Annotated in this window: 10 protein-coding genes and 2 pseudogenes; 2 read left to right on the plus strand and 10 right to left on the minus strand. The window is 63.8% G+C overall.

What is annotated here, in order from left to right; all coding sequences use genetic code 11:
- Positions 1-3 precede the first annotated feature (3 nt).
- The 7 genes and pseudogenes from ACHMW7_RS23015 to ACHMW7_RS23045 all read right to left on the minus strand — a co-directional run bounded on the left by ACHMW7_RS23015 (position 4) and on the right by ACHMW7_RS23045 (position 6,586).
- Complete coding sequence (locus tag ACHMW7_RS23015) at positions 4-168, minus strand: hypothetical protein (protein ID WP_395447762.1); 165 nt, start codon at positions 166-168, stop codon at positions 4-6.
- Positions 169-258: 90 nt separating this feature from the next.
- Positions 259-922, minus strand: a pseudogene (locus ACHMW7_RS23020) (flavin reductase family protein).
- 10 nt (positions 923-932) lie between these two features.
- Complete coding sequence (locus ACHMW7_RS23025) at positions 933-2,012, minus strand: ABC transporter ATP-binding protein (protein WP_395447763.1); 1,080 nt, start codon at positions 2,010-2,012, stop codon at positions 933-935.
- Complete coding sequence (locus ACHMW7_RS23030; protein ID WP_395447764.1) at positions 2,009-2,977, minus strand: ABC transporter ATP-binding protein; 969 nt, start codon at positions 2,975-2,977, stop codon at positions 2,009-2,011. The genes ACHMW7_RS23025 and ACHMW7_RS23030 overlap by 4 nt, the downstream gene beginning before the upstream one ends.
- 4 nt (positions 2,978-2,981) lie before the next feature.
- The gene (locus ACHMW7_RS23035) at positions 2,982-3,917 is read right to left on the minus strand and encodes an ABC transporter permease (protein WP_395447765.1); all 936 of its coding nucleotides are present in this window, start codon (positions 3,915-3,917) and stop codon (positions 2,982-2,984) included.
- A 9-nt stretch (positions 3,918-3,926) separates the two neighbouring features.
- A complete protein-coding gene (locus ACHMW7_RS23040; RefSeq protein WP_395447766.1) occupies positions 3,927-4,919 on the minus strand; it encodes an ABC transporter permease in 993 nt (330 codons plus the stop codon).
- A gap of 95 nt (positions 4,920-5,014) precedes the next feature.
- Entirely contained in the window at positions 5,015-6,586 is a 1,572-nt protein-coding gene (locus tag ACHMW7_RS23045) for an ABC transporter substrate-binding protein (RefSeq protein WP_395447767.1), read from the minus strand.
- Positions 6,587-6,782: 196 nt separating this feature from the next.
- Between ACHMW7_RS23045 and ACHMW7_RS23050 the strand changes: the two genes are divergently transcribed.
- Together ACHMW7_RS23050 and ACHMW7_RS23055 are read left to right on the plus strand one after the other, a co-directional pair.
- Complete coding sequence (locus ACHMW7_RS23050) at positions 6,783-7,472, plus strand: GntR family transcriptional regulator (protein WP_395447768.1); 690 nt, start codon at positions 6,783-6,785, stop codon at positions 7,470-7,472.
- Positions 7,473-7,545: 73 nt separating this feature from the next.
- The gene (locus ACHMW7_RS23055; RefSeq protein ID WP_395447769.1) at positions 7,546-8,988 is read left to right on the plus strand and encodes an amidohydrolase family protein; all 1,443 of its coding nucleotides are present in this window, start codon (positions 7,546-7,548) and stop codon (positions 8,986-8,988) included.
- A gap of 2 nt (positions 8,989-8,990) precedes the next feature.
- On the opposite strand, the gene ACHMW7_RS23060 is transcribed toward ACHMW7_RS23055, so the two are convergent.
- The 3 genes and pseudogenes from ACHMW7_RS23060 to ACHMW7_RS23070 form a co-directional block, all read right to left on the minus strand.
- Positions 8,991-9,566, minus strand: a complete 576-nt coding sequence (locus ACHMW7_RS23060) for a 2'-5' RNA ligase family protein (protein ID WP_395447770.1) — start codon at positions 9,564-9,566, stop codon at positions 8,991-8,993.
- Positions 9,567-9,747: 181 nt separating this feature from the next.
- The gene (locus tag ACHMW7_RS23065; protein ID WP_395447771.1) at positions 9,748-10,329 is read right to left on the minus strand and encodes an NUDIX domain-containing protein; all 582 of its coding nucleotides are present in this window, start codon (positions 10,327-10,329) and stop codon (positions 9,748-9,750) included.
- Between the two features lie 99 nt (positions 10,330-10,428).
- Positions 10,429-11,443: pseudogene (locus tag ACHMW7_RS23070) on the minus strand (amino acid ABC transporter substrate-binding protein).
- Between the last annotated feature and the right edge of the window lie 77 nt (positions 11,444-11,520).

Genomic DNA, 11,520 nt, shown 5'->3' on the forward strand with positions numbered 1-11,520 from the left:
TTCTCATTCGACTCTGAAAAGGGCCTTGCCGTCGCGCACCACCGGCTTGCCGCGCTTGAGCACCAGCTTGCGTTTCGGACGTGCGGCCACCGCCTCCGGCACGGTCTCGGCGTCGAGCACGATGTCGGCGAAAGCACCCTCGCGCAGGCCGTAGTCCTTGAGCTCCATGACGTCGGCGCCGCCCGTTCTTTGATTTCAGCACCGCAGGCATTTCGGATTTCGGTGATGCCGGGCTGAACGTCCGGCGCATTTTCTCGGTCAGCCGGCGACCTTCTGTGGCTTCGATACGGCATATCCCGCCACTTCCTCGTGATGGAGAAGCTCGAGTGGGGCGCTTGAGCACGAACTGGTTGTCGGCGACGATGTAGTTGTCGGCATGCAGCCGCGCGATCGGCTGATAGATCTCGGGCCGGACGTAGCGGCCACGCTCGTCGAGGCATTCGTCGCGGACATACATCTGCACGACCTCGCCGATGACGATGGTGCGGCGTCCATAGTCGAGGATCTGCGACACCTTGCACTCCATGGCACAGGGCGATTGCTCGATGCGGGGTGCCGCAACCTTGACCGACGGCGTGCTGGTCAAGCCGGCAAACTCGATCTCGTCGACGTCGCTGGGGAAGTTGATACCGGTGACGATCATCTCGTTGGCGATCGCCATGTCGACCATGTGGACGACGAACTCGCCCGAGCGCCTGATATTGGCGACGGTGTCCTTGGCGGTGCCGTCGGGTCGCGTCTGCATGCCCAGGATGAGCAGCGGCGGTTCGTGCGAAAAGACGTTGAAGAAGCTCATCGGCGCGGCATTGTTGCAGCCATGCTCGTCGATGGTGGTGACGAGTGCGATCGGCCGCGGCCCGACAAAGTTGGTGAGCAGCCGGTAGCGGTCGGTTTCGGGCAGCTCGGCGAAATCGAAATCCATTTTTTCTCCCTCAGACCGCTGCCTGCAGCGACTGCGCGGCACGTGCCTGTGCCATGATCGGCTCATTGCCACGCCCTTCCTCGACCGCATGGCAAGAGGCGCGCACATCCCCATCATACACGTGAAGCACCGGTGCCTCACGCCGGCAACGCTCATTGGCGAGCGCGCAGCGCGGATGGAAATGGCAGCCCGGCGGCGGGTTGATCGGGTTGGGCACCTCGCCAGCGGCCGGCTGGCGGTCGCGCTTCGACATGCCGAGATCGGGGATCGTGTCGAGCAGCAGCCTTGTATAGGGATGCTGCGGATTGGCGAAGAGTTCGGCTGCGGGCGAAACCTCGACGAGGCGGCCGAGATACATGACGCCGATCCAGTCCGACATGAAGTTGACCACCGCAAGGTCGTGGCTGATGAACAGGTAGGTCAGGCCGAGCTCGCGCTGCATCTCGCGCATCAAATTGAGGATCTGCGCCTGGACCGAGACGTCGAGCGCGGAAGTCGGCTCGTCGCAGACGAGGAATTCCGGCTTGGTGGAAATGGCCCGCGCAATCGAGATGCGCTGGCGCTGGCCGCCGGAGAATTCATGCGGAAACTTGTCACCGTCCTTGGCGTTGAGGCCGACGAATTCGAGCAGGCGGTCGACCTCGCGGCGTTCCTCCTGGCGCGAGGCGCACAAGCCGTAGGTCCGCAACGGCTCGGCGATGATATCGGCCACCCGCCAGCGCGGGTTTAGGCTGGCATAGGGATCCTGGAAGATCATCTGCATGCGGCGGCGGATGTCCGCGGGCTGGCCTGCCGGCGCACGCGAAATGTCAGCGCCATCGAACAGGATCGAGCCGCCGGACGGATTGGACAGGCCCATGATCAGGCGGGCGACCGTCGACTTGCCGCAGCCGGACTCGCCAACGAGGCTGAGCGTCTGGCCGCGCGGGATCTCAAGGTCGAGACCGTCGACAGCCTTGACCGTCTGCAACTCGCCGCCCTCGAGCAGACGGTTGAGGAAGGGCTTGGCCATGGCGAAGTGCTTCTTGAGGCCATTGACCTGAAGCAGCGGGGCTTCGCCGGTCTTGAGCTTGATCGGTGTGGGATTCATTGCGTCACCCCTTCATAGAGCAGGCAGGCAGCGGCGCCGTCAGCGACCGGGCGCAGTTCGGGCCTGACCCGGTGGCAATCGGCAAAGACCTTAGGGCAGCGCGGGTTGAAGGCGCAGCCGCTCGGGATGTCGGTCAGGCGCGGCATCGAGCCCTCGATCTGGATCAGTCGCTCGGGCCGTGGCCCGACGCGCGGGATCGAGCCCATCAAGCCAGCCGTATAGGGATGGCTCGGCTTCTGCAGAACATGCGCGACCGGGCCGATCTCGGCGAGGCGCCCGGCATACATCACCGCGACCCTGTCAGCGGTCTCGGCGATGACGCCCATGTCGTGGGTGACGAGGATCGCGGCCGCATTGCGTTCGCGGCAGACCCGCTTGAGCAGCGCGATGATCTGCGCCTGCACCGACACGTCGAGTGCTGTCGTCGGCTCGTCGGCGATGATCAGCCGCGGCTCGGCGCACAGTGCCAGGGCAATGACGACGCGCTGGCGCATGCCGCCGGAGAACTGGTGCGGATACTGGTCGAAACGCCGGTCGGGTGCAGGGATGCCGACCTCGGCGAGCCAGCCGATGGCGCGCTTCCTGGCTTCCGCCGCCGACATCGGCAGATGCGTGCGGATCGTCTCGACCAGCTGCTCGCCAACCGTGAACAGCGGGTTGAGGCTGGTCAGCGGGTCCTGGAAGATCGCGCCGATGTGGCGACCGCGGATCTTGCGCATCTCGTCGGGCGAGAGGTTGTCGATGCGCTTGCCGTCGAGGCGGATCTGGCCGCCGCCGATGCGGCCGGGCGGTTCGAGCAGGCCGATGACGGCAGCACCGGTCATCGACTTGCCGGCGCCGGATTCACCGACCACGCCCAGGATCTCGCCCTGTTCGACGGTGAAGGAGACGTTGTCAACGGCGGTGAGAACGCCCTTGCGGGTGGGGAACTCGACTTTCAGATTTTCGACTTCGAGCAGGGCCATGGCCTTACCTCAGCTTCGGATTGAGAGCGTCGCGCAGCCAGTCGCCGATCAAGTTGACGGCGAGGACCAGCACGGCAAGCGTTGCCGACGGGAAGATGACAACCCACCAGATGCCGGAGAACAGGTATTCGTTGCCGACGCGGATGAGCGTGCCGAGCGAGGGCTGCGTCGCCGGCATGCCGACACCGAGGAAGGACAGCGTCGCTTCCGTCAGCACGGCCATGCCGAGATTGATGGTGGCGATGACCAGCACCGGGCCGAGCACATTGGGCAGGATATGGGTGAGCATGATGCGCAGGCGCCCGACGCCGATGGTGCGGGCAGCCTGGACGTATTCGCGCTGGCGCTCGACCAGCGTCGAGCCGCGCACCGTGCGGGCATATTGCACCCAGTTGGTGAGCCCGATGGCCAGCACGAGAACGAGGATGGCCGCGCTCTCGTGCTGGTTGGCTGGGAGGATGCCACGCATGACACCGTTGATGAGCAGTGCAACGAGGATCGCCGGGAAGCTCAGCAGGACATCGGCAACGCGCATGATGACGGCGTCGACGATGCCACCAACGAAGCCGCCGACAAGGCCAAGGAAGACGCCGAGCACGGCAGCCAAGATGACCGAGGCGAAGCCGACGAAGAGCGAGATGCGCAGGCCATAGAGGATCGACGACAGCACGTCGCGCGCCTGGGTGTCGGTGCCGAGCCAGTAGGCCGGGTTGGCACCTTCCATCCAGGCCGGCGGCAATTCGCTGTCGAGCAGGTTGAGATGGGCGATGTCGAACGGATCAAAGGGCGCGATGACAGGTGCAAAGACCGCGCCGATGAAAAGCAACAGGAGCGCTGCCGCAGCAATGACCGTCGTCTTGGAACGGCGGAAGCTGTAGAACAGGTCGCTATCAGCGAAGCTGCGCAGACGTCCGGTGAAGGAGGTGTCACTCATGGTCATGGGTTCCCGTCAGGCGCCCTTCCCGGAGGCCCGGGTCGGATCGGTGCGAAGGCGCGGATCGATGACGTTGTAGAGAAGGTCGACGCTGGTATTGATGATGACGAAGATCAGCGAGACCATGACGAGATAAGCCGCCATGACCGGCACGTCGGTGAAGTTGACGGCCTGGATGAACAGCGCGCCCATGCCCGGCCACTGGAACACCGTTTCGGTGATGATGGCGAAGGCGATGAGGCCGCCGAGCTGAAGCCCGAAGATGGTGACGACCGGGATCAGCGTGTTCTTGAGCGCATGGCGAAAATGGATGGCACGGTTCTTCAGGCCGCGCGCCTTGGCAAACTTGATGTAGTCGGCGCGCAGCACCTCCAGCATCTCGGCACGGACCAGCCGCATGATCAGCGTCAACTGGAACAAGCACAGCATGAAGGACGGCAGGATCAGCGCCTTGAGGCCGGAGGCGGTGAGGAAGCCCGTCGACCACCAGCCGATGTCGATGACATCGCCACGGCCGAAGGACGGCAGCCAGCCGAGCCAGACCGAGAATACAAGGATCAAAAGGATGCCGGTGACGAAGGTGGGCAAGGAGATGCCGATCAGCGACATGATCTGCAAGCCCTGACTAAGCACGCCTCGGGGTTTGAGTGCGGTGTAGATGCCAAGCGGGATGCCAAGCACCAGAGACAACACTGCGGCAACCAGCACCAGTTCGGCGGTTGCGGGAAAACGCTCGGCGAGCAGCGCGCTGACCGGACGGCTGTTGCGGTAGGAGACGCCGAAGTCGCCCTGGGCGGCATTGATGACGAAACGGCCGTACTGGATGGCCATCGGGTCGTCGAGACGCAGGCGCTGCCGCACCTCTTCGCGCTGGGCCTGGGTCGCGTCCTGGGAGACGATGTTGTTCACCGGATCGCCGAGATAGCGAAACATCAAGAAGGCGATGAACGCCACGGCCAGCATGACCATGACGGCCTGCAGCAGACGGCGGACGAGGAATACGAACATCGTCGCAACTCCCTTGGAGGTGGCCCCGCTTCGTGGCGGCGGGCTTGCCGTTAGCGAAAGGCCCCTGCCCTGGTTGGACAGGGGGCTGGTTCGACTTACTTGACGTTGACGTACCAGAGGCGGAGCAGATCGTCGGCGGTCTGGACGACCTCGACATTGTCACGCACCGCCCAGGACAGCGGCTGCTGGTGCAGCGGCAGCCAGGCGACTTCCTGCTCGGTGATGCCGAAGGCCTCGACCATCATCGCGCGGCGCTTGCTCTCGTCGAGCTCGACGTCGATCTTCTTGACCAGCTCGTCGACCTTGGCGTTCTTGTAACCGCCGGGGTTCCAGGTGCCGAGCTTCTCTTCCGGCGAGTGCAGCATGGCCGACAGCACGGAGAAGCCGTCGAGCATCGGCAACGTCGCCCAGCCGATCATGAACATGTCGGTCTGGCCTTCTTGCGCCTTCTTGAAGTGCAGGGTGCGGGCTTCGGCGACCAGCTTGGCGTTGAGCCCGACCTGGGCCAGCATCGCCGTCATCGCCTGGCAGACTTCCTCGTCATTGACGTAGGCGTCGTTGGGGCAGTTCATGTTGAATTGGAAGCCGTTGGGATAGCCGGCCTCGGTCAACAAAGCCTTTGCGGCCGCCGGATCGTAGGGGAAACGCTCGTTGAGCTTGGCATCGAAGCCAGGCACCTCAGGCGCGATCTGCATGCCGGAAACGCGCGACTTGCCACGCATGATCTTGTCGCGGACAAGGTCCATGTTGATGGCCTGGTAGACGGCCTTGCGGACACGCACGTCCTTGAACGGATTGCCCTCGACATTGCCGTCGACAAGCTTGTCGCGCATGTTGAAGTTCATCATGATCGTGCGCAGGCCCGGGTTCTCCAGCACCTTGGTGCCCGGATTGGCGGCGATGCGCTTGGCATCCTGCAGCGGCGACGGGGTGATGATGTCGACCTCGCCCGACAGAAGTGCCGCGACGCGGGTGGCGTCGGAGGCGATCGGGGTGAAGATGACCTTGGTCAGATTGTGCTGTGGCTTGTCCCACCAGCCTTCGTTGGCGACCAGCACGGTCTGGGCGTCGGGGCGGCGGCTTTCGAGCTTGAAGGGGCCGGTGCCGTTGGCGTGGGTGGAGGTGTAACCTTCCTGGCCGAGCTCGGCGTTGATCGGCTTGACCGCGTTGTTCTTCTCCAGCCAGCCGGAATCGAAGACCGCGATGTTGGTGAGGTAGTTGTTGAGCAGCGGCGTCGGGCCGGCAAGATGCAGATCAACGGTGTAATCGTCGATCTTCTCGACCGATTTCAGCGCCGGCAGGTTGCCCTTGATCGGCGAGTTTTCGTCGATGGCGCGCATCAGCGACATGACGACGTCGTCAGCACTGAAGTCGGCACCGTCATGGAACTTGACGCCCTGGCGCAGCTTGAAGCGGACGACGTCGGGCTTGACGACTTCCCAGGACAGGGCCAGCGCCGGCTCGATCTTCAGTTCCTTGTTGTAGCGGACCAGCGGCTCGTAAATGTGCGCCAGGAAATTGTTCGAGAAGCTGTCGGTCATCGAATCCGGGTCGAGCCCGTAGATGTCGCCGGCGGCGGCGTAACGCAACTCGGCTGCGCTCGCATTGCCCATCAAGCCAAGCTGGACCAAAGCCGCGGCGGTGGCCGCGAGCAGGAACTTCTTCATGTAACTCCTCCCATTTAAGAACCGTGGACCCGCGCCTTTACGTCTGCAGGGCGCCTTTAGGCTCCATCCACTTCACGCTGACATCGTATCCAATTATTGTCAACAATCATTGTCGACAAATTTGTTGACTTGTGCCCAATTTGAGATTCAATAGGGTTCAGGGCTGGGTGTCTGGGCCCACTGGGAGGAGGGTTGGATGGACATTGAGGCCGGAAAGCGACACGCTACCGATCAGGAAATCTACGAAAAGATCTGGAACGCCATCGCCGAGCGGCAGGTAGGCCCCGGCACACGGCTCAAGGAAGAGCAACTCTCCGAGATCTTTTCCGCCAGCCGGGCGCGCATTCGCCAGGTTCTGCAGAACCTCGCCCGAGACGGCCTGATTACATTGGTTCCAAATCGCGGCGCGTTTGTATCCAAACCTTCGATCGAAGAAGCTCGTGATGTCTTCTTTGCCCGCCGCACTATCGAGGAGCGGCTTGTCGAGCGGCTGTGTGCGACCATCGACGACGACGGGATCGCCAGGCTGGGCGAACATGTCGACCAGGAACGCCAGGCGCATCAGGGCGGCGATGTCGCCGGCGCCATTCGCCTGTCGGGCGCATTCCATATGCTGATCGCCGAACTGGCGCAGTCGCAGATCCTCGCCACCCTGTTGCGCGACCTGGTTTCGCGGACGTCGCTGATCATGGCGATGTACCAGCAAAAAGAGGTACTGAACTGCGGTCCCGACGAGCACGCGGCGATCGTCCAGAGCATCACCGAACGCGACTCCAAGGAGGCGCTCGCCGTCATGCACCACCACCTCGCCCATATCGAAAACCAGCTCGACCTCGAGAGCGACCGCGTGTTCGCACGCGACCTGGAAGACATTCTCGGGCTCTAGTGCCCCGTCAAAGCGTGATCCCCGGTTCCCGCCTTCGGGATCACGCGCTGAAGACATTTGGAAAGCAGACCCCATGACAGACATACTCGTGCGCAACGTGACAGCGATTACCGTCGACCCGGAACGCCGGGTGATCGACCGCGCCTGGATCGCGGTCACCGGCGACCGCATCAGCGCCATCGGCACGGGACACGACGCCGAGCCGACCGGCGCCAGGGAGATCATCGACGGCACCGGCATGGTGGCGCTGCCCGGGCTGATCGACAGCCACTCGCATGCCGGCCACGGGCTGGTGCGCAATGCCGGTGCCGGCGTCGACACCTGGTTCGAGGCCTGCGAGGAGATCTATGCGCGCGGCTCGACGGCGGCTTTCTGGCGCGCCGAAGCGCGCATGACCCAGCTCGAAAGGCTGCGCGGCGGCATCACCACTGGTATGACGCTGCTCGGCGGTGGCGCCGACATCTACCGCACCGACGACCCGGCCTTCGGCGATGCCCATAGCGGAGCGACTGCCGAGTCCGGCCTGCGCACCTTCATGGCGGTGGGTCCGGGCCGGCCGCCCTTCCCGCGCAGCTATCGCCACTTCTCAGAGACCGGACAGCCTAGCGATGTGACCGTCACGTTCGAGCGCCAGCTCGAAGTCAGCGAGCTCCTGATCGACCGCTGGAACGATGTGCTTGGCCGCGGCACCGGCGTGTGCCTTGTCATGCCGGTCTACTACGCCGCCCAGATGGCCGATGCCGATGCCCGCCGGCAGGTCGTCGAGATGGGCGAAGCGGTCATGGATCTGCGCCGTCGCAAGAATGTGCTGTTCACCCAGGACGGCCATCGCGACGGTTCGATCGCGCTGGCGCGCGATCTTGGTGTCCTCGGTGAATTCGCGCTGTTGGGTCACAGCGTCGACCTCACCGAGGATGATTTTGCTGCGCTGAAGGAGACGGGCGCGTCGATCATCCACAATCCGAGCGCCATCATGTCGGTCTATGGCCGCTGCCCGGTGCCGGAGTTGATCGAGGCCGGCATCAATGTCTGCCTCGGTTCGGACGCGGCAGCGCCCGACCGCGGCTACGACATGTTCCGCCACATGGCGCAGTGCATGCACTATCACCGCCGCCACTTCCGCGACCCGGCCTATCTGCCGCCCGGCAAGACGCTGGAGATGGCGACAATCGACGCAGCCAAGGCGCTCGGGCTGCAAAACGAGCTTGGCTCGCTGGAGCCAGGCAAGAAGGCCGACATCGTGCTTGTCGACATGCGCAAGCCGCATCTCTACCCGCCCGTCATGCCGGTGACGCGCATCGCCCATTTCGCCAACGCCGCCGACGTCGACACCGTCATCGTCAACGGCAAAGTGCTGATGCGCGACCGCAAGACCGACCATCTCGACGCCGACGACATCCTCGCTGACGCCGCCGAACAGGCCACGCTGGCCTTCGAACGCGTCGGGCTCACCCACCTGCTCGAAGAACCGCAGGAGTTCTGGCGCAACGCCCGCCAGCCACTGCCAGCGAGCTGAGATCAGCAGAGCAGCGGCCAACGGCCAGGGTGGAGATAAATCCCCTGGCCGACCAGGCTATGGACGAGGGCTAATTCGCGCACGCGCCAGGTAACCGGTTGTTCGAGTCTCGTCGCCGGCACGGAGCTGCGGCCGTAGAGCAAGGTGCAATGCGGTTCGAAGCAGGCGCGCGAGGAAATGTTCAGCCCGACGGCTCCAAGGGCAGCACCAAGCTGGTGCTGCAATGCCATCAGTTCGGCTTTGCCGCCGTCACAGAGCAGTACGAGCGGCTGCCGGTCGCGACTCCTGAAGCTGACGAACCGGTCGAAGGTCAACTCGAACGGTGCCGCCGTGACCGCCCCGCCGGCCCGCGTGGCGATATTGAGCAGCCACGGGGACAGTCCGGCATGCTTGCCAAGCGAGCACAGCGAGACATGGAGCCGGTTGGCTGCCTGAAGCTGACCGGTCACGCCATGCTGCAAGCAGAGGCTCCGCGCCAAGGCGGTCGTGCGGGCCGCATCGTCCGGGCCGGCAAGCAAGCAGAAGAACAGATTGTCGCTGCGTTGGCGCGGCGGCGGCAGGCCAAGATCAAGCGACAACTGCTCGGCGCCACCATGTATTGCGCCAGACGATTTCTTGCTCGCCGACATATGTTGAACTCGCCTCACCTTGAGAACAAAACGAGATCAAACGTAAGTATTTTTTCCTACTCTGCAAGCCTTTGCGTTGGCAATCTTGGCGTGAGATGACGACGACCGGCGCGTGACCTCTCCTTGCGGTTCACCGCAACAGATGCAGCGCCGCGTATTGCAGCAGCATGATGGTCTTGGCGTCGCAGATGCGGCCGTCGGCGACCATGGCCAGCGCCTCTTCAATATCCACCTCGATCACTTCGATGTCTTCGCCCTCGCCGACATGGCCGCCGCCCGATGAAACGCGGTCGCCGGGCTCGTAGCGGCCGACGAAGAAATAGATCCGCTCGGTGACAGCGCCGGGGCTCATGAAAGCTTCGAAGACGCGGCGTACGTCACGGACGCGGAAACCCGTCTCCTCCTCGGTCTCAGCCCTGATGCGCTCTTCCGGGCTGGCATTGTCGAGCAGCCCGGCAGGCGTTTCGATGAGAAAATCATCGTAGCCGCTGACAAAGGCCGGATAGCGGAACTGCCGGACGAGAACGACCGTGCGGCGCGTGGGATCATAAAGCAAGATGGTCGCGCCATTGCCGCGATCATAGGTCTCGCGGCTCTGGCTTTGCCATTGGCCATCGTTGCGGCGGTAGTCGAAGACGGTCTTCTTCAACAGGTACCAGTCGTCGGACAGGACCTTGACGTCCTTGACCCGGACGCGATTGGCAATGCTCATGGCCACACTCTTAGTTGGGCTCCTGACGAGGAGCGGGGATTCGTGCGGCGCAACATAATCGGGGCCGCACCAAGGCGCGACCCCAGGGTGAGAAAGGCGTCAGCGCACCGGCGGGGCGTACATCAGGCCGCCGGCGTTCCACAAGGCGTTGATGCCGCGGTCGATCTTGAGGTCGCTCGACTGGCCGAGATTGCGCTCGAACATCTCGCCGAAATTGCCGACCTTGGAGATGATGTTGTAGCTCCAGCGCGGGTCGAGGCCGAGCTGCTGGCCGCTGTCGCCTTCGGCCCCCCAGGAAGCGCTTGATGGCCGGGTTTTCCGAGGTCAGGCCGGCTTCGGCATTGTCCTTGGTGATGCCGAGCTCTTCGGCCTCGAGCAGCGCGAACAGCGTCCAGCGGACAATGTTGAACCACTTGTCGTCGCCCTGGCGCACGGCGGGCCCAAGCGGCTCCTTGGAGATGATCTCGGGCAGAACGATATAGGCAGCGGGATCGGTGAGCTTGAGGCGTTGCGCGTAAAGCGCCGAGGCATCGGTGGTGTAGACGTCGCAGCGGCCGCCGTCGAAGGCCTTGATGATGCCGTCGGCGGAATCGATGACGACAGGTTCGTATTTCATCTTGTGGGCGCTGAAATAGTCGGCGACGTTCTGCTCGGTGGTGGTGCCCTGCTCGGTGCAGACGGTGGCGCCGTCAAGCTTGAGGGCGCTATCGACGCCGAGCTCCTTGCGCACCATGAAGCCCTGGCCATCATAATAGGCGGTGCCGACGAAACGGATGCCGAGGCTGGAATCGCGCGACAGCGTCCAGGTGGTCTGGCGCGACAGCACGTCGACGCCGCCCGACTGCAGCGCGGTGAAGCGCTCCTTGGTCGACAGCGGGACGTAGCTCACCTTTTCCGGATCGCCGAGCACGGCGGCCGCGACCGCGCGACAGAAATCGATGTCGAAGCCGGACCACTTGCCGGCATCGTCGGGCGCCGAGAAGCCGGCAACGCCCTGGCTGACGCCGCATGTGACCTTGTCGCGCTGCTTGACGATGTCGAACGTGTCGGCCGCCGCAGGCATGGCGATAACGGCCGAGCCGAGCAGAAGCGCCGTGGCGCAGATTTTCCTCATGTCTTCCTCCCTGGTGTTCGAGGCAAAGCCTCTTTCTGCCGCCGGCGCATGGACGCCGGAAGTTGGTGAATTCCCCT

Origin of the sequence: Aminobacter sp. UC22_36, assembly GCF_044056035.1 — a bacterium.
In the GTDB taxonomy this organism is placed as follows: Bacteria; Pseudomonadota; Alphaproteobacteria; order Rhizobiales; family Rhizobiaceae; genus Aminobacter.

Excerpts from the sequence above, each read along its gene's own strand:
- ACHMW7_RS23015 (WP_395447762.1), bottom strand. The coding sequence starts at position 168 with ATGGAGCTCAAGGACTACGGCCTGCGCGAGGGTGCTTTCGCCGACATC.
- ACHMW7_RS23025 (WP_395447763.1), bottom strand. The coding sequence starts at position 2,012 with ATGAATCCCACACCGATCAAGCTCAAGACCGGCGAAGCCCCGCTGCTT.
- ACHMW7_RS23030 (WP_395447764.1), bottom strand. The coding sequence starts at position 2,977 with ATGGCCCTGCTCGAAGTCGAAAATCTGAAAGTCGAGTTCCCCACCCGC.
- ACHMW7_RS23035 (WP_395447765.1), bottom strand. The coding sequence starts at position 3,917 with ATGACCATGAGTGACACCTCCTTCACCGGACGTCTGCGCAGCTTCGCT.
- ACHMW7_RS23040 (WP_395447766.1), bottom strand. The coding sequence starts at position 4,919 with ATGTTCGTATTCCTCGTCCGCCGTCTGCTGCAGGCCGTCATGGTCATG.
- ACHMW7_RS23045 (WP_395447767.1), bottom strand. The coding sequence starts at position 6,586 with ATGAAGAAGTTCCTGCTCGCGGCCACCGCCGCGGCTTTGGTCCAGCTT.
- ACHMW7_RS23050 (WP_395447768.1), top strand. The coding sequence starts at position 6,783 with ATGGACATTGAGGCCGGAAAGCGACACGCTACCGATCAGGAAATCTAC.
- ACHMW7_RS23055 (WP_395447769.1), top strand. The coding sequence starts at position 7,546 with ATGACAGACATACTCGTGCGCAACGTGACAGCGATTACCGTCGACCCG.
- ACHMW7_RS23065 (WP_395447771.1), bottom strand. The coding sequence starts at position 10,329 with ATGAGCATTGCCAATCGCGTCCGGGTCAAGGACGTCAAGGTCCTGTCC.